This is a genomic window from Gemmatimonas sp., assembly GCF_031426495.1.
Taxonomy (GTDB): domain Bacteria; phylum Gemmatimonadota; class Gemmatimonadetes; order Gemmatimonadales; family Gemmatimonadaceae; genus Gemmatimonas.
This window is the reverse complement of sequence record NZ_JANPLK010000002.1, coordinates 127695-146079: the sequence shown is the minus strand read 5'-3', so window position 1 is coordinate 146079 and position 18385 is coordinate 127695. Positions and strand designations below refer to the sequence as shown.

13 protein-coding genes are annotated in these 18385 nt (G+C 65.3%); 2 read left to right on the top strand and 11 right to left on the bottom strand.

Features of this window, described 5'->3' with window-relative positions; genetic code table 11:
• Nucleotide 1 precedes the first annotated feature (1 nt).
• From tssI to tssB, 10 genes are all read right to left on the bottom strand, one after another.
• On the bottom strand, nt 2-2167 hold the full coding sequence (gene tssI, locus RMP10_RS01335; RefSeq protein ID WP_310568713.1) for a type VI secretion system tip protein TssI/VgrG: 2166 nt from the start codon (nt 2165-2167) through the stop codon (nt 2-4).
• A gap of 52 nt (nt 2168-2219) precedes the next feature.
• A complete protein-coding gene (gene tssH / locus RMP10_RS01330; RefSeq protein ID WP_310568712.1) occupies nt 2220-4895 on the bottom strand; it encodes a type VI secretion system ATPase TssH in 2676 nt (891 codons plus the stop codon).
• 58 nt (nt 4896-4953) lie between these two features.
• Nucleotides 4954-6015: a type VI secretion system baseplate subunit TssG gene (tssG, locus tag RMP10_RS01325; protein ID WP_310568711.1), complete on the bottom strand. Its 1062-nt coding sequence runs from the start codon at nt 6013-6015 to the stop codon at nt 4954-4956.
• Nucleotides 6012-7874 (bottom strand): type VI secretion system baseplate subunit TssF, encoded by a 1863-nt coding sequence (gene tssF, locus RMP10_RS01320; RefSeq protein WP_309669665.1) that lies wholly within the window; start codon nt 7872-7874, stop codon nt 6012-6014. Before tssF ends, tssG begins: the two co-directional genes overlap by 4 nt.
• On the bottom strand, nt 7874-8365 hold the full coding sequence (gene tssE, locus RMP10_RS01315) for a type VI secretion system baseplate subunit TssE (RefSeq protein ID WP_310568710.1): 492 nt from the start codon (nt 8363-8365) through the stop codon (nt 7874-7876). Before tssE ends, tssF begins: the two co-directional genes overlap by 1 nt.
• Before the next feature lie 14 nt (nt 8366-8379).
• Nucleotides 8380-10275, bottom strand: a complete 1896-nt coding sequence (gene tssA / locus RMP10_RS01310) for a type VI secretion system protein TssA (protein WP_310568709.1) — start codon at nt 10273-10275, stop codon at nt 8380-8382.
• Nucleotides 10276-10351: 76 nt separating this feature from the next.
• Complete coding sequence (locus RMP10_RS01305; RefSeq protein ID WP_310568708.1) at nt 10352-11053, bottom strand: type VI secretion system accessory protein TagJ; 702 nt, start codon at nt 11051-11053, stop codon at nt 10352-10354.
• 15 nt (nt 11054-11068) lie between these two features.
• Complete coding sequence (locus RMP10_RS01300) at nt 11069-11560, bottom strand: type VI secretion system tube protein Hcp (protein ID WP_171226346.1); 492 nt, start codon at nt 11558-11560, stop codon at nt 11069-11071.
• A gap of 53 nt (nt 11561-11613) precedes the next feature.
• Nucleotides 11614-13092 carry a type VI secretion system contractile sheath large subunit gene (gene tssC, locus RMP10_RS01295; protein WP_171226347.1) on the bottom strand — a complete coding sequence of 493 codons (1479 nt, stop codon included), beginning with the start codon at nt 13090-13092 and terminating at the stop codon, nt 11614-11616.
• A 1-nt stretch (nt 13093) separates the two neighbouring features.
• Entirely contained in the window at nt 13094-13600 is a 507-nt protein-coding gene (tssB, locus tag RMP10_RS01290; protein ID WP_310568707.1) for a type VI secretion system contractile sheath small subunit, read from the bottom strand.
• A 207-nt stretch (nt 13601-13807) separates the two neighbouring features.
• Here tssB and tssK (RMP10_RS01285) point away from each other — a divergent pair, with 207 nt between their 5' ends.
• The gene (tssK, locus tag RMP10_RS01285) at nt 13808-15154 is read left to right on the top strand and encodes a type VI secretion system baseplate subunit TssK (RefSeq protein WP_310568706.1); all 1347 of its coding nucleotides are present in this window, start codon (nt 13808-13810) and stop codon (nt 15152-15154) included.
• A gap of 22 nt (nt 15155-15176) precedes the next feature.
• On the opposite strand, the gene RMP10_RS01280 is transcribed toward tssK (RMP10_RS01285), so the two are convergent.
• A complete protein-coding gene (locus RMP10_RS01280; protein ID WP_310568705.1) occupies nt 15177-16703 on the bottom strand; it encodes a hypothetical protein in 1527 nt (508 codons plus the stop codon).
• Nucleotides 16704-16962: 259 nt separating this feature from the next.
• Here RMP10_RS01280 and tssK (RMP10_RS01275) point away from each other — a divergent pair, with 259 nt between their 5' ends.
• Nucleotides 16963-18378, top strand: a complete 1416-nt coding sequence (gene tssK / locus RMP10_RS01275; protein ID WP_310568704.1) for a type VI secretion system baseplate subunit TssK — start codon at nt 16963-16965, stop codon at nt 18376-18378.
• Nucleotides 18379-18385 lie beyond the last annotated feature (7 nt).

Sequence of the window (18385 nt, the reverse complement as noted above, 5' to 3'; positions counted from 1 at the left end):
ATCAATTGATCATGGTGATGCCGCCCTTGATCATCGTCATGCCGCCGCCGTCGACTGTCGCCATGGCGCCGCCCTTCACTTCGGCCATCACTTTGCCGTCAACCTTCACCATCATCCCCTCGATCGTTACGCCGCAATTATCAATGACGATTCTGCTCAGGCCAACCTTGAGTTCGATCTTTTGCATGGCCTGAATCGTGATCGCACCCATGTCGGCCTTGATGGTGATGTTTCCCATCTTCGCACCGACATCGATGTTCCCCATCTTGACCTCGAGCTTGGAATTCCCCATCTCGATCGTCGTCGTGTCGTTCTGCTTGATCTTCGTTTCCTGATTCGCGTCGATCTTGACGCTGTTGTCCTTCGTGATCTCGTGCATCTGGTTCTGCCCAACCGTGACGATGCGGTCCTTGGCGACGTTGGTGGTCTCGCCGCCGTTCACGGTGATGGCGTGCTCCCGTTCGACGTGCAGCGTCCGGTTGTTGTCGGCCACCGTGATGAACTGCTCGCCCTTCTCGATGGTGGTTTTCTCCCAGCCTTCCTTGACCGTCTTTTCCTCGTTGCTCTTGATGGTCGTGGTACGGTTGTTCTGGACGTCGCGACGCTCGTCATTCTTCACGAGCGTTTCGAGATCCATCTGCGCCTGCTTGTAAATCAGCTCCGCGCCCTTCGAGTCATCGAAGCGCAGCTCGTTGAAGTCCTCGGCACCACCCTTGAGCGTGGACTTGGTGCGAATGCCGCTGGAGTTCTTGTCGCCGGGCAGCGGCCACGGATGCTTGTTGGCGCTGTTGTACAGACTGCCCGTGACGATCGGATTATCGGGATTTCCGTCGAGGAACTCGACGATCACTTCATGTCCGATGCGCGGTAGAAATACGCTGCCGAACTGCTGGCCCGCCGACGCGGTCGCGACGCGCACCCAGCAGGAGTGCGTGAGATCGAGCTTGTGGTCTTCATCCCACTTGAACACCACCTGCACGCGGCCCCACTCGTCGGTGTAAATCTCGTCGCCATCGGGACCCACAACGACGGCCGTGTGCGACCCGCCGATGCGCGGCCACGGCGTGGTGCGCGCCGGGCGAAACGGAGTTGCCGCCGGGATCGCCTCGAACTCGTTGCTATACTCGTACTTCGCCGACTCGTTGGCGAAATAATCGCCGTTGCTGCCGCGGTGCACGACCTTCGTGATGAAAAGCGAGGCGTTCAAACTGGCGTTCGACAGGTTTACCACGTCCGACTTGGCGCCGGGCTCGAGTCCGACATACGTGCTGGTGCCGTGATACACCTCGGCCGTGACCTCGGCGAGCTCCTGACGCAGCTTCGAGTACACCTTCGCGTCGTACGGCACCTTGTTCGGTGCGGCTGCGGGTGCGTGATGCGCCGCGATCTGCTGGTCGAACAGATAGGCCGACATCGAGCTCGGCGGCGTAAAGTCGCCGTTCGACGCGGTGGTGTCGTGCACGCTCTTCATGGCCAGAAATTCGCTGGCCGTGCGTAGATGTGTTTTCGACACGAAGGGGGTGGCGTCGACACCCAAACCGGTCAGGCGCGACGTATCATCCGCCGATTCGACGAACGCGAGCTTGGTGACGCCCCATGCCACCTTGGCGGATGCGACGCTGTCACTCCAGACCAGCTGCGCGTCGCCACCCGTGTGATCAAAGCGGAACCACACGCCCTCCTGCTCCATGAGGCGAGCGGCACAGTTCCACCGGCTCTCTCGATACCGAAAGGTGGCCGGGCGTTCGTCGACCGTGCGCGTCAGCTTCCACGCGGTGCTCACCCCCGTCATGAGGGCATTCACGATATCACGCGCCGACTTGTTCTGAAAAATCTCAAAGCCTTCGTCGAGATCGAGCACCCACTGGGGCGGACGGATCTCGAGCTCGTACGCGACCAGACCAACGGGCGCCTTGCCGCCGCGCCGAATGCGGCTAACCACACCGTGCACGGTGCGATCGGTGCCGTCGGGCAGACGCAACAACAAGGAGACCTTCTTGAGCAAGAGCTCCTTGGCCGAGATGTCGTTGCGCGTGCTCATCGCCGTCACCGTGTAGCGGAACAGCGTAGAGAGTGCTTCCTCCCCACGCCACTCGCGCAGCAACAGCACATCCGTTCCCAACGGCGTGTTCAATCGGTACGGTCGATCAGCTTGTGACCAGGCCATCAGTACGTCCTCGGGTATCCTCGATGAGCCGCTACGTCAAACCGTAGCAGCGTCAGACCGCAGCAGCATCGACCACGTTTTCGTACGTAAAGTCTCCGTCTTCGGCCACGCCCACGCGCAGTGCCGTAGGACGAACGCCTTCCGCCATCGCTGCCAGCAGCATCCGTGAGATCTCGGGCAGCAACGTGTTACTCAGAATGTTGTCGACGTTGCGGGCGCCGCTTTCCACTTCGGTGCACCGAGCGGCGACCTGCGCGATGAGCGTTTCGTCGTGGCGCAGCTCGAGACGGTGCGTCTCGCGCAGACGACGGCCGATCTTGCCCACCTTGAGACGAACGATCTGCTTGAGGTTCTCGTCACGCACGGGATAGAACGGCACGATCACCATGCGGCCGAGGAAGGCCGGCTTGAAGACCGCGTCGAGTTCCGGCTTGAGCGCCTTCGCCATGGCATCCGGGAACGGCATCGTTTCCGGATCGGCCGTGAGCTTCATGATCGTTTCCGTGCCGGCATTGGTGGTCAGGATGATGATCGTGTTCTTGAAATTGATCTCACGGCCTTCGCCGTCATCCATCACGCCCTTGTCAAACACCTGGAAGAAGAGCTCCAGCACGTCGGGGTGTGCCTTCTCGACTTCGTCGAGCAGCACGACGCTGTACGGACGACGACGCACGGCTTCCGTGAGCACGCCGCCCTCACCGTAGCCCACGTAGCCCGGGGGCGAGCCCTTGAGCGTCGACACGGTATGCGCTTCCTGGAACTCCGACATGTTGATGGTGATGATGTTGCGCTCACCGCCATACAACAGATCGGAGAGTGCGAGCGCCGTTTCCGTTTTGCCGACGCCGCTGGGGCCGACCAGCATGAACACGCCCTTCGGCTTGTTCGGATCTTCGATACCGGCCTTCGACGTGCGCACGCGGCGCGAGATGTCGATAAGCGCATGATCCTGTCCGATCACGCGGGCGCCGAGATGCTTTTCGAGCTCGAGCATCGTGCCGAGTTCGTCGCTCATCATCTTGCCCACGGGGATACCGGTCCAGCCCGAGATCACTTCGCCGACGATCGAGGCATCGACGAACACGCGCATAAGCGGCGTTTCGCCCTGCACTGTTTCGAGTTCGGTGGTGAGGCCGTTCAATTCGGTGCGCAGCGTGTTCGCGGTGGTCTGATCGACACTCTCCGCTTCAGCGATGAGCGCATCGCGCACGCCGAGGATCTTCTCCACGAGGGCCTTCTCACTGGTCCAGCGCGCTTCGAGCGCCGCCAGCGATTCCTGCACCTGACCACGACGCGTGGCGAGTTCGGTGAGCCGTTCGCTGTGATCGGCGCCGGCCACGCGTTCGCGATTCAGCACGCGCTCCTGCAACGCAATGTCATCGAGCGTGCGACGGGCATCTTCGATCGGGCCGGGCGTCGCCGTCTGACCGAGGTTGAGGCGGGCGCATGCGGTGTCGAGCACGCTCACCGCCTTGTCGGGGAGCTGACGATCGGGGAGATAGCGATGCGAGAGACGGACGGCCGCTTCCATGCCGCTGTCGAGAATGCGCACGGCGTGGTGCTTCTCGAGCGAGGGCACGACGGCACGCATCATGATGCAGCACACGTCTTCCGTGGGCTCATCGACCTTCACGAGCTGGAAGCGACGCGACAGCGCCGGATCTTTCTCGAAGAACTTCTTGTACTCGCTCCACGTGGTGGCGGCGATGGTGCGCAGTTCGCCGCGCGCGAGCGCCGGCTTGAGCAGGTTGGCCGCATCGTTCTGTCCAGCCGCGCCACCGGCACCGATCATGGTATGCGCTTCGTCGATGAACAGGATGATCGGCGTGGGTGAGTTCTTCACCTCTTCGATCAGCCCCTTCAGACGATTCTCGAATTCGCCCTTCACGCCGGCACCGGCCTGCAGCATGGCCAGGTCGAGCGAGCGCAGCGACACGTTGCGCAGCGGCGGCGGCACGTCGCCCTCGGCGATACGGCGCGCGAAACCTTCGACCACGGCGGTCTTGCCGACGCCGGCTTCACCGACGAGGATCGGATTGTTCTGCCGGCGACGCGTGAGAATGTCGACGACCTGACGCACTTCGAAATCCCGTCCGAGAACGGCGTCGATTTTGCCGGCCTTGGCGTTGGCCGTGAGGTCGACGGTGTACTGATCGAGGTTGGGCGTCCGGCCACCGGCCTTGGGCGCGCCGCTGCCGCTCGACGCACTGGCACTCGACGCCGCGCTGTCGATCGCACCCAGCTCGGCCGCCGCTTCCGCCGACGGGGCGGTGATCGTCGCAAAATCCTTCTTGAGCACATCGGCCGGGATCTTCTCGAATTCCTTGCTGATGTCCTGCGCCATACGGGCGAGTTCACCGACGCTGAGCAGGGCGAGCAGCGCATGGCCCGTGCGTACGCGCGGGGCACCGAACTCCACCGAGCCAAGCAGCCAGCCCTCGCTGAGCATGTTGACGAGCGAGGGGCTCAACGTGGGGGTCCGCGCGTTGCCGGTCTTGATGCGGTCGAGCGCGCGCGCGAGGTCGTCGGCAAGGCGCGAGCGGTTGATGCCGAAGTGCTTGAGAATCGCGGCGAGGTCGCCGTCGTTGGCATCGAGCACCTTCACGAGGAAGTGTTCGATTTCGACATCATAGTTCGTGCGCGACAGGCAAAGCCCCGCGGCCGCTTCGACGGCGCTACGGGTTGGAGCATTCAGCTTGGCGATCAGGCCACGCAGGTTTACGGCCATGACGACTCCGTCAGCGAGAAAGCGGGAAAGGAAAACGGCGGCAACGGCGGCAACACAGTCAACAGAGGATCAAGCGAACGTCGTCGGCATCCTGCACCGGGGGCTTCGCGCGAAGCCAGGTCCCGAATCCGAGCGTCGGTGCACCGGCGGTACCGAGCGACGACGGCGGGATTTCGTCGCGCGCCAGCACGAGCTGCACCTCGACGCCCACCTGGTCGTCGGCATACAGCCGCGCGAGTTCGCGAAGGCGGTCGTACGCGCGGCCACCGGGGAGAAACGTCTGGAATTGGGCGTACGAGAGTGGTCCGAGGCGGAGACGCACGCGGGCGAGCGGATCGTAGACGGCATTACCGAGCACAGCCGACCCGAGCCGCCCATCCAGATCATCATCCCCGAGCTCGAGCTGTCCGCCGTGGCGCAGCGTCTGCCATTCGCCGACGAACTGTTCGACGGTGGCTGCTACCTCAAAGTGATCGCCGATCATTTGCGCGAGCCCAACGGCGGGCCGGGTGCGAAGCGCCAGCAGGCCGGCGTAATAGGCCAGGATGTCGACCGGCACCCGACTGTTCCGCTGCACACCCTCGGTGCCGATGCCGGCGAGGTCGAGCAGGTGCGAACGCAGCCGATCTTCGGCGCCATGCTCGGCCGCCGCATACGGCCGATAGCGCTCCCAGGCGCGGTGAAACAGCGATAGCGCGCGATGATTGAAGAGATCGAGAAAATCGCGGAAGGCGGTATCGCGCGCACGCACCCGGGCGGCCGCGTGCTCGGTGTACACGTGCGGCAGCACGCCCTGCGGACCGGTGAGCCCCATGAAGCGCACGGCCATGCGCGCCTGCGTGCGATTGGTGAACTCGCCGGTCATCCCCGTCATCTCATGCTCGTCGGATGCGCTGGGGAGCTCGAGCTTCGCGATCTCGGACGGCGGAAACGCGAAGGACGGCGGCACCGACAGGCGCACGACTTCGCGGGCAGGATCATCCCAACCGCCCACCGCCGAACGATCCGGGTAGAGGCGCATGAGCAGCCGCATGGCCTGGAAGAAGTCGTAGCTGCTGCCGGACTCCTCGAGGCTGCGGGCCAACCGACGCCGATTGCGCGCGTCCCGGGCCGCGCTCATATCAGTGTCCGCCCACCGGCGCGGGCCGGCCACTCCGTGACCGGTCGCCGACGTTGCCGCGATCGCACGGCGACCTGGGTGAAGCTGTTCATCGACGCATACAATGCGAAGAACCGTTCCAGCACAGTGGCCATGAGGAACATGCCGCCGCCGGGGAACTGCTGTTCGTCGAACTCCAGCTCGATGCGACGACCGCGCGCGAAGGCGATCCCGTGTGGGGAATCGACGCGTGCAAACGACGGCTCGCTACTGACCTTGACCAGTCCGTCGATCTGCCGCTCGGCGCCGAGGTCGTCGCTCAGGTTGTGCAGCCGCAGCAACTCTTGCAGCGCATCGGGCGTGCCATCGACGATCGAGAGATGGTTGAGCGACAGCGACGAGATCATGCGCCAGAGCATGGAGCTGCCGAGCGCCGGTTGCACCGACTTGGTGGGATTGACCACGCAGTTGATGCGCTGAATCGGACCGGCACCGATCAACTCAAAATCACCACGGTTGTCGGCGCCGAACGGCAAGAGGCTCGGCATGTCGCCGTTGAAGCAGCTCACGCGGAGCGACGCCACATCCACATCGGGGGCGCGCACGGTACCACTCATGTCGCTGAACGCCAGATGGAGCTCGGTGCCGCCATCGGTGCGCCACGGTGCCGGTCGACGGCTCACGTGCCAGAAGACATCGTCACCGGCACCACTGATGTTGTGCCGATGCGAATACAGCGGCGAGATCTCGCGCGCTTCACTGCCCTCGTGTTCCACCAGCTTCACGTCATCGACCGACCACACTTCAACTTCCAGTCGCTGCCGTACTTCGGCCACGACCAAATGCTCGAAACGACGCTCGGTCAGCAGGATCGGCTCGGCCGACTGCTGGAAGAGATTCACGGCGGGTGTGGCATTTGTCCGGAACGATTTCGCCGACAGCTCGAGCTCGAGCTGCTGCCGACGATCGGCGCGCTCGAACGAACTGACGAGAAAACTCACGTCGACGCGATCGGCGGCACCGAGCGCGCGTACCGCGTCGCCGAACCCTTCGAGGTCGACGAAGTGAAATTTCTGCGGAAACGCGAACAGCTCCAGCAGCAGATTGTGTCCGCCGAAGGTGCGGTTCGGATACGGCAGCATGTTCTCGTTCTCACCGAAACCCACCGCCTTCACCGCACTCGGCTTGATGACGATCGGCGGCTGGTGCGGTCGGTCGGGATTGCGCACGACGACCTGCATCGTGTTGTTCAGCAGCAGCTCGTACAGCGTATCGACGACACCGGTGCCGCCGGCGAGATGCAAGCGGAGCGCCTCGATGGCGAGGTCGGCCAGCTTGACGCCCTCGAACGCCCGGATCTCGAGACGAATCGCCCCGACCGCATCGCGCGCGCTGGTGCCGGCCCCGGCGCGGTCGGGCGTAGTCCACTCGGCGTTCGTGATCGTGAGCGGCCACAGCGTGGTGTCGTACACCGTACGGAAGTTGCACCGCACGCGATTGACCGGCTGCGTTTGCAGCACGCTGCCACGAGGCACGTGATGCCCATCGGGCAGCCGGCCCTGCGCGGGGTCGAGCGGCATGTCGACGATGCACATCGATGGCACGGGCCGCACGAACTGCGGGTGCAGCATCTCCAGCAGCGCCTCGGAGATTTCCGGAAAATCGTCGTCGAGACGGCGGTGCACGCGGGCGGCGAGAAACGCGAAGCCCTCGAGCAGGCGCTCGACATGCGGATCTTCGGTCTTGCTCGTTTCGAGCTGCAGCCGGGACGCAATCTTGGGATAGCGTTGTGCGAACTCGGCTCCGAGCTTGCGGAGATAGGTGAGTTCGAACTCGTAGTAGTCCTTGAGTTCCCGTTGTTCGCGCGCGTCTTTGGCCATCAGCCGTTCTCGTCTACGGCGTAGGAGCCGCTGGCAATTTCCAGGACGGTGTCGAACACGATCTGTTCAGGGCTCGGATCCATCCGCAGCGTGGCTTCGATGGCGAAGCGCACCTGCGGCGTCCGGATCTGATCGCTGTCCGTGAGGCGCACGGAGACGTTCATGAGACGCGGCTCGAAACGCTGCAACGCGTCCTTGATGTCGTCGGTGAGCAGCTTGCGACCGGCGTTGGTGCCGACCGCCAATCCGGTGGTATCGGGAATGCCGAACTCGTGCACCGACCGACGGAGCTCCACATCGCCCGGCCCGATCTCGACGATGCAGCGTCGCGTATTCAACAATGCTTCGACGTCACGCTGCACAGCCTGTCGGAACCGTCGCACGGATTCCTCGCGGGACACGGCCACGTCGCCGCTCGCCCGAGGGTTTTCGTCGGTGAGACGGTCGAGCAACGAGGGTTGAACGGCGCGATCGAGTTCGGTGCGTGCCATGCCGGGTGCGGTCCTCAGCTCTGCTGCAAGGCCAACGCCTGCAGCGGATCGAGTCGGCAGATGCGCAAGTACAACTTGTTGCGCCGCGCGGCGTCTTCGTCGGTGCGCGTGAGCACGGTATGCATCAGCGCGAGCGGTTGCGCGACCAGCGCCCCTGCTTCCCAGTCTTCAAGCTTGCGATCGTCGATGATCTCCAGCAAGCGCTCGAGGATGGGTTCAGCCACCTGATTGAGTCCGGCTTCAACCATGATGTACGCGATCTGCGTCTGTCGCACGAAGCGTCCGCGTTCGGACTGATCGCGCACGAGTTCCGCCATGAGCCGCTCAATGGCCTTGTTGGGGCGACCGGCGGCCAATTCGGCGCGGGCGATGTCGAACGGGTCACGACCGGTCGCAACGGGCGCGCGGCGCTGACGCGTGGCGCGCAGGCCGCCTTGCTGTGCGGTCGCTTCGTCGTCGGCGAGGGCTTCACCGAGCAACTCTGCCCCATCGCCAATCGCGCTGTCAGGGGCGGACTCGTCGGCGCTCGCGACCTCGGCTTCGGCCGCTTCTGGAGGAGCTTCGAGACCTTCGGCGGACAGCCAGGCCTTCGTTTCGTCGTTGGCAGAGGGCGTGTCATCCATGAGCGTCATTCCGGGGAGCTGTGGCAGGGCGCGCAGCAGCGCCTGAAGTTCGCTGCGAATGATGGCCGCCACCGGATCGAAACCGCTGCCCAGATTGGCGCAGGCGGTCAGCGCGTAGCGCTGCAGGTCGAGCCAGCCGCGACCCTGCGCGGTACCCATGAGCACTTCGCCCTGTTCGAGCAGATCGGACCACCGATGGTCGAGCAGCAACGCCTTGAGCCGCGCGCGAATCGGGGTGGGCGGTGCTTCGAGCAGGCGAGGATCGAGTTCCGGCGCGCGGGCGCGCAGCTCGCCCCAGCGGAACGCGCGGAGCATGGCGTACGGCGCCGGGCTGGTGGCATCCTGCTGGCGCAACCACTTGGCGACGACGGTGACGCGTTGCGCGGCATCCTGCTTGTTGACGGGCTCCGGCGTTTGTGGTCCATCGCTCGGGGTGTCGCCGCCGCCGCCGGCTTCCGCTTCAAAGACTTCTTCGATCGGATCGGGGTCGAGCTCGAGCTTCCGGGCAAGTGTGCTGGCGGCGAAGCGCCGCAGTTCGTTCAGACCGTTGCGAAGCCCGGTGTACGCCGGGGCCTCGCGGCCGAAGCGATCGTCGGACACGGCCTCGAGCGCCGCGAGACCGGCGACGGCGGCATCGATGTCGGCCACCATCGCTTTGTAGAAGACCTTCCCGGTGTTCTCGATGGCCGCGTCGGCGGCTTCGGGCATGATCTTGCCCATCGCTTCCGCTTCGCTTCGCGCCGCCGTGAGGCTCTTCTGGGCGTCGTAGGCGGCGGCACCGATGGCGATTTCCGTGGGCACGCTGCGCGACGCGTTGTAATCGAGCAGCGACAATCCGCCCGACGCAATCGTGAGCTGCTGCAACGGCAGCGTGAGCTTGTTGCCGATCCACTCCAGCGGGCCGCTGCGCAGTTCGTAATCGCCGTCTTCGCCTTCGGGATAGCAGGTATCCCAGTACTGCTCGAGAATGCCTCGCAGCAGTTCGATGCCGGTGTGCAGTCCGGACACGCCCTGACGCTGGAGGAGCACTTCCGTCATCCAGGCGGCGAGCTGCAGGTCCTTCGAGGACTTGCTCAGTAACTCGGTGCCGATGGCGGTCGCGCGCTGCCAGTCAGCGACCTTTCGGTCGGCGGACAGGTTGCCGTCTTTGTCGGGGACCGCGAGCTCTTCCCGCCGCGCTTCTTTGAAGGCGTCGTACTGCGGATCGTAGCGCATGTCGCTGCCGGCCGGGTTGTCACCCGGAATCGGCGCGAGTAGCGACGTGAGAAGCTCGGAGTTTACTGGCATGTCGAGAAGAAGAAACGGAAACGTCGACCGCCGTCACCGCACGACGCGGTGACGGTCTGGCACCGACGGGCGTCGATCAGGACGCGATGACGAGTTCCCGCACATCCACGAGCGGCACGAGCCGATCGTCGACGCGCAGCAACTTCTGGCCAACCGGAGCGAACTCACCGGACGGGAGATCCTCCCAGTCGGTGGCGCGTCCGAGCCGGATTTCGTCTTCGGCGTGTCGCCACGCGCCAACGGAGAGGGCAGGCAGCAGAATTTCGCCGAGTTCCTTATCGGCCACGGAGGGGCCGGTACGCAACTGTGCCGGTGCCCAGTGCAGATCACGGAGTCGTGCCGGCGGTGTCATGGAGAGCGACGCGAGATGCGCGAACGGGATCCAGAGATAGCGTCCGCCGGCGATCACTTCGAGTCGGGCGCCGAGCCGGGGGTCGGCGTCTTCGATCGAAGCGAACGGTTCGCCGTTGAGCGTGCCGCTGACCGGCGACGGGGCGACGGTGGTCGGAAAATCGCCCGTGTCGAACATGTGTTCACGAACGCGCTCCGCCTCGATGGCGGAGCGATAGAGCATCGTGCCCGCTTCGGCCATGTGGCCGTTCTTGGCGAGCACGTCGAGCTGCTTCTGCGCCCGCGCCCAATCGCCGGCGAAGGTGAGCAGCTCGAACAGAAACGTGCGCCGTTGGGCGTCGGCCGGAAAATTCCGGAGCTCGACGCCCAACGCTTCGATTGCCGCGCCGAGTTGGCCGGCCGCGTAGAGTGCTTGCGAGGAGGCCATGGCGCGGGCCTCGCTTTACGCGGAGACCTTGGTGAGATCCCACGAGGCCTGACCGGCCACCGCGAGCTTGCCCTTGTCGTCCTGCGTCTTGTACTCGATCTCGACCTTGGCGAACGCGAGCGAGAGGGACTCGGTCGGCGTGTCATCGCCACCGCTCGAACCCGACCACTGCACGGACTCCACCATCACGTCGGTGAACGTGTAGGTGAGGAAGATGTCCTGGCCGCCGGTGCCGGTGGCCTTGCGCATGGAGACCGTAGCCTTGTCATAGTGCTGACCAGTGCAGCAGGCGGCGAAGAGCGCGGCCGACGACTTCTCGGTCTTCTTCATGACGTTGAAACTGGACACGGACACGCGACCAGCGGAGAGGCCGTCACGGCCAGGTCCGACGGACGTCGGGTTCGACGCGCCCCAGCTGAACGAGTAGATCTCGATCTTCTTCTCGAAGCCCTTGGCCGTGCATTCGCCTTCAACGCCGGTGATGTCGAGATACGTATCGAATGCCATGTGCGTGATACTCCAGGGTTAATGAAAGAATGAATGTGCAGAGACGGGCGGGACTACTTCGCGGCAGCGGGGAGCTCGGCCACCAGACGCATCGACACGGCCAGCTCGTCGAGCTGATAGTGCGGACGCAGGAACGCGACGGCACGATAGGCGCCCGGCTTGCCCGGGATTTCCACCACATCGACCCGCGCTTCCGACAACGGCTTCTTCGCCTTGATCGAGGCGGTGGCCCCTTCAACGGCGACGTAGTTCTGGATCCAGCGGTTCAGGAACGAATCGACTTCGGCGCGCGACGTGTAGCCGCCGATCTTGTCGCGCATCATCACCTTGAGGTAATGGGCGAAGCGCGAGGTTGCGAAGATGTACGGCAGCTGCGCCGACAACCGCGCCGCGGCGGTGGCACCCGGCGAGTCGTACGCCTTGGGCTTCTGGGCCGACTGCACCGAGAAGAACGCGGCGTTGGCCGTACCCTTCTGATGCACGAGCGGCGCGAAGCCGAGGTCGGCGAGTTCCTTCTCGCGACGATCGGTGATCTGCACCTCGGTCGGGCACTTCATGGCGAGTTCGCCGGACTCGGTGCGGAAGTTGTGGATGGGGAGCCCTTCCACCAATCCACCGCTTTCAACCCCGCGGATCTGCGCGCACCAGCCGTACATCGCGAACGCCTTGTTGACGTTGGCGGCCATGGCGTACGCGGCGTTGCCCCAGCAGTAATGCTCGTGGTTCGAGCCATCGACGCGCTCTTCGTAGTTGAACGCTTCGACCGGCACGGTGGCCGCTCCGTAGGGCTCGCGCATGAGCACGCGCGGCGCGGCGAGCGCGACGTAGCGGGCATCCTCGCTCGAGCGGAACGTCTTCCAGCGGGCGTACTCGGTGCTGTCGAAGATCTTGGCGAGATCACGCGGCGTGTCGAGGTCCGTCCAGCTCTGCAGATTGAGCATGTCGTGCGACGCGGCCGTCATGAACGGCGCGTGCGCGGCGGCCGCCACGTTGGAGATCTTCTCGAGCAGTTCGATGTCTTGACCGCTCTTGTCGAATTGATAATCGCCGACGAGTGCGCCGAACGGCGTACCGCCGAAGACCCCGTACTCTTCTTCATACGCCTTCTTGAACAGCGCGCTCTGATCGAATTCGGGCGCTCGCTGCAGATCGCGGAGCAGGTCCTTTTTGGAGACGTTGAGCACCTTGATCTTGAGCATGGCGCTCGTCTCGCTCTGCTTCATCAGGAACTGCAGGCCACGCCACGATCCTTCGAGCTTCTGGAAGTCGGGGTGGTGCATGATCTCGTTCACCTGGAGCGACAGCAGATGATCGATCTGCGCGATACGCGCGTTGATCATCGTCTCGGTGTCGCGATTGATCGTGATCGCGCCTTCGAGGACTTCGCTGACGAACCGCTTCACCAGGTCCTTGCCGCGGCCCTTGGTCTCGGCATCCTTGCCCATCTTGCCCTGCTCGACGATCTGGTCGAGGAGCGAGAGTTCGGCGTCGGTCGTGACGGCCTGTGCGCCCGCCTTTTGTGCTTCGGCCATGTTAGCTCTCCAGCCCGAGTTCGGCCTTCAGCCTGGCCATCTTGTCGGCGTCGCCCAGCGTGTCCTGCAGCACTTCGTCGAGCTTCTCGTTGGTCTGCAGATTGGCGCGCAGATTCGCGAGCTCCGTGCGCAGCTCGAGCAGCTCGCGGAGCGGCTTGACCTGCTTGGCCACGGCATCGGGCGAGAAGTCATCCATAGTGCGGAAGTTGAGCTCGACACCAAGCTTCGGCGCGTCGGCATCTTCGCTGAGCTTGTTCTCGACCGAGAACTGCAGGCGCGGCTTCATGCTGGCGAGCGTGTCGTCGAAGTTGTCGGGCGTGATCTCGACGAACTTGCGATCCTTCAGGCGCGGGAGCGGCTCCGCGGGGTTTCCGCTGAAGTCACCGAGCACGCCCATGAGGAAGGGAAGTTCCTTCATCTCGATGGCGCCGCCGGTTTCGACCTCGTAGGAGATCTGAATGCGAGGCGGGCGGACTCGTTCGAGTTTTTTCTGCGTACTTTCGGCCATGCAACACTCCGGCGCGATTGAAACTGAAGGGAGGGGGGTTCTGCTCGTCGAGCAAGGATCGTAGTGTCCCATGCAATCTGGTCGTTGTCAAGCAACTGCCACGTTGCAGTGATGCAACGGTCTGGCGGCATTACGGTCGAGTCATTTCACTTGGCTTGAGTACGCGCGGCCTCTGACGAGGCGCGGGATGTCGGGATACGTTGGGGGATGCGCCACTCACCGCCGGTACTTTGGACCAAGGGCGTCCTCCTCACGCCGCAGCATCTGCAGGCGCAGGATCGACATCACGAAGAGACGCTCGCCTTTCAGGTCGGCGCGCTCGCCTTCAGCCCGTGGGGGCTGTCGCAGCTCTCGTTCGATCTGGACGCACTGGCGGGCGGCACGCTGGTGACCACCACGATCGCCGGTCGCTTCGCGGACGGCTTGCTGTTCGACGCGCCGCTCGCTGGTGCGACGCCACCGCCCAAGTCACTGGCGGGTGCCTTCGGTCCCGATCAGGAGACGGCGCTCGCGTACGTCGCGGTCCCCGAATATCGTCCGGGGGCGCGCAACGTGGCCCGACGTGGAGAGTACGCCTCGGCGCGATGGCTCGCCGATGAGCAATTGCTGCGCGATGAAACGACGGGGCTGACCGAGCGACCGATCCAGGTGTCGCCACCGTCGTTGCGCTTGCTGCTGGAGGGCGAGAGCCTCGAAGGCTACACCGTGATGCCCATTGCCCGGTTGCGCCGCGCGCCGTCGGGCGATCTCACGCTCGATCCCCAATTCGTCCCGCCGCTGCTCGACCTGTCGGCGAGTGATGTCATGATGGGCATGATGCGGCGCCTCACGGAACGGCTGTCGGCGCGCAGCGCCTCACTCTCGGGGAGCCGCCGTCAGCGCAATCAGGGCTTGGCCGATTTCACCGTGGCCGACGTGGGCAGTTTCTGGCTGCTCTATACCGTGAACACGCACCTGCCGGCGATCCGGCATCTCCACGACGTGCGGCGCGGTCACCCGGCCGCGCTCTGGGAAGCGATGCTGGCGCTGGTCGGGTCGTTGTCGGCGTTCTCGACGAGTGGCGACGCGCGTTCGTTGCCGACGTACGATCATCTGCGACTCGGCGAGGGGTTCTTCGAGCTCGAGCGTCGCCTGTATGAACTGCTGGACGGCGCGGTGGTCGATGCGGCGATTGCGCTGCCGCTCAAGCCGGTGCGTGCCACGCTGCACGCGGTCGCGATCGAACAGGTGAAGTGGCTCGAAGCGCCGCAGTGGTTCCTCGCGGTGAGCGCCCCGCTGCGCCAGCAGGAGCTGATCCCCAAAGTGTTGCAGGGGTGCAAGGTGGGCGCGGCCGACGTGGTCGACACGTTGATCCGTCAGGCGCTGCCCGGTATCGAGCTGGCGCATATCTCCTCGCCCCCGTCGGCCGTCCCGGTGAAGCTCGACTTTCAGTACTTCGCGATCCGGAAGGCGGGGAGCGCGTGGGACGCGATCGAGCGCGCGCGCAACCTGGCCGTGTATGTCCCGGCCGAACTGGTCGACGCGCGCTTCGAACTGGTGATCGTCCTCCGCTAACTCCGCTCACGCGGAGGACGGGTCATTTCAGCTTGGGTGCGCTGACCGACGGTACCTTCGGCACCGCCGGTTGCGAAGGCACCTTGGGCTGTGGCTTCCGCAGCACGAAGACGACGACAATGACCGCGAGCAGGATCACCACGTTGATGACGACGATCAGTCCCATCGGGATCGCGCGCTTGGCCGGCGCCGCGGCGGCCGGCTTGGCGGCGGCCGGCGTCGGAGCCGGTGGCACAACAGGCGCCGCTGCCTGACTGATCAGCCGGGTGAAATCACTCGGTCCCGCGGTCGCCTTGGGCGCAGCGCCACCCATCGGTGAGAGCGGCGTCGCGCCCCCCTGACCGAACATCGGTGGCGGCAAGACGCCAGGCGGTAGTCCGGGCGCTCCGCCCATCGGCGAGGCACCCAGCCCGCTGCCGGCGGGCGTGATCGACGGCGTGATCGGGAGCGGGGCGACCGGTGCGCTGGAGGCTGGAGCCGGCGAACCGAAGAGCGGCGAGTTGCCGAAGACGGGCGACATGTTGCCAGGCGACGGGGGCGGTGGCGCAAACGGCGCCGGCGCCGAGGGAGCGGGCATTGAGGGACTGGGTGCCGCCATGAAGCTTGGCGGCGTCACGATGCCAGGCATCGAGGCCGCCGGTGGCGCGTTCGGCGTTGGCGCGCGGCCGATGGGCGACCAGGCCGCGGGTGCGACGGGCGACGGCGGCAGCGCGCTCGGAAGCGGCGCCGCGGTGGACGGGGCGGAGAACATCTGCGTGAACTCGCCGGGTCCGGTTTTTGGCGGCGGCGATGCCGACGCGGGAGTCGGTGCCGGCGGCGCGACGGGCTCAGCGGGCGCCCTATATGCCGGCATGCCACCTTGTGTCGTATTGAGCGACGGATACTGATCTAATGATGGCGTCTCTTGCGCCAACATTGGTGGGACTTCGCGAACTGGGGCAGGTGCGGAAGCCGGCGCCGTGGGGATACTGGGTGCGCCGAACATCTGGGTAAATGCGCCCGGCGCGGCCGGCGCAGGAGCGGTCGGAGCAGGAGCCGGAGCCGGCGCAGGAGCAGGAGTCGGCGCGACGGCCGCAGGCGGTGCTGCCGGAACGCTGGGCGCACCAAACATCTGCGTGAACGCCCCCGGCGCGGGTGCGGCTGGGGGTGCAACGATGACCGGCGGGGCCATCGGCGGGGCCATCGGTGGCTCAACCGGTGCGGTGAGCACCGGCGCCGGCACCATCGGTTCCACCATCGGAGCCACGTCGCCGGGCGGCACGCGGGCGGCCAGCCAGCCGGGGAACGAGGTCAATCCCGCCAGGAACTCGGTCACGATCGCAAAGCCCGACGGGAGCGTCGCCGTCTCGAGCACGCGGTTCTTGTCAGCACCCGGCAGGCGGGTGAGCATCGTGCGAAGCCGGTCCACGTCCTCCGGGCCGGCGGCGTCGGCGAGGTGCACCATCACGACACGACCGGTCGCCAGCTCCTGCGCGTTGTGGCTGCGAATACCATCGTCCACCGCGACGCACTTCAGGAGGCGGTAGCGGGCATTGAAATCTTCGCTCATGGTCGGGAAGTGCCGGAAGAGTGCACGGTAGCGCCGGAACGACGCGACAACCGCACCGCTGATGTATTCTTCAATTGTTCACGCGCCCTCGGCCGTGCGCAATGCACAACGCGTAATGCAACGGTCTCGCAGACGCTTGAACGTGCCTTGTGTCCCGGTTCGATCCGGTGAGTGCTTGCAGATCCACGACGCACCCCCCCGCCTGTGCATGCCCTGCCGATCGTTCGCCTGTCCGGCCTGACACGATGCACCTGATGCCATGCGACTGACCTCACCGCCGTCCCGCCGCGTCGTCTGGGAAGACGGCATGCACCTCGCGCCGCAGCACTTCCAGGCCCAGCGGCGCTATCAGGAAGACCAGTCGAGCCGGACGCTCGATTTGCTCTTCCCCTTCGCCTACGGACTGTCGGCCGTGGCCCTCGATGCCGACGCCCTCCAGAATGGCACCCTCGCACTGGTGCACGCGCGCGGGGTCCTTCCCGATGGCACCGTGTTCCACACGCCCGATGCGGATCCGTCGCCGCCACCGAGTGCGCTTGCCGAACGGTTCTCGCCCACACGCGATGCGCATGTCGTGTATCTCGCGTTGCCGCGCTGGCGAACCGATGCGGCCAATGTGGATCATCTCGACGAGGAGGTCGGCGCGCGCGAGCCCTTCGACGCGAATGCCACGCCGCTGCGTTTTCAGGCGGTCGAGGAGATGGTCATCGACGAATCGACCGGAGCCGATCCGCTGCGGGTGCGTTTCGCTGCGCGCAATCTGCGCCTGTTGCTCGACGACGAGCGCACCGACGACTTCGTCTCAATGCCCATCGGGCGTATCCGGCGCGATGGCCGCGGACAGTTTCAGGTGGACGGCGATTTCATTCCGCCGGTGCTGCAACTCGCCGCCTGCGATGCCCTGCTCGAACTCACGCGACGCACGGTGAGCTTGCTCGAGGCCAAGGGCAGCGCGTTGTCGGCTACGATGTCGAGCGCGCCGTCGGGCGCAGCGGGTGGGGCGGCGGCGTACGTGGGCAACGAACTCGCCACGCGATGGCTGTTGCATGCGGTGCGCTCCGCTGACGCACCGTTGCGGCATTTGCTGCTCACGCGGCGCGCGCATCCGGAACGCCTGTTTCTCGAGCTGTCGCGACTGGCTGGTGCGCTCTCGACGTTCGCGATGGGCGCCCAGTTCCGCGACCTGCCGACCTACGACCACGATCATCTCACGGACGTGTTCGCGGCGCTCGAGCTGCAGCTGCGCGCGCACCTCGACGTGGTGATCTCCGCCCGCGCCATCGTGGTGCCGTTGGCCGCGTCGACGGACGTGCTGCACGTGGCTACGCTGTCCGATGCTCGGTGCTTCGAGCCTGGTACCCGCTGGTTTCTTGGCGTGCGCGCCGATGTGGGGCGGGCCGAACTCGTGGATCGCGTGCAGCGGCTCACGAAGACGTGCGCGAGCAAGTTTGTCCTCGAACTGGTGCGCCGCGCCTTCAACGGGCTCACCACCGAGCATATCCCGACTCCGCCCGCCGGACTCGCGCCGAAGCCGGATCTGACGTATTTCGAGCTCACGCTGGCCGGTCCCTGTGCGCTCTCGATCACGGACAGCCGGGAGATCGGCGTGTACGTGCCCGATGCGTTGCCGGGTGCGTATCTGGAAGTCGCCATCCTATTGCCGTCGTCGACGTAACCCACTC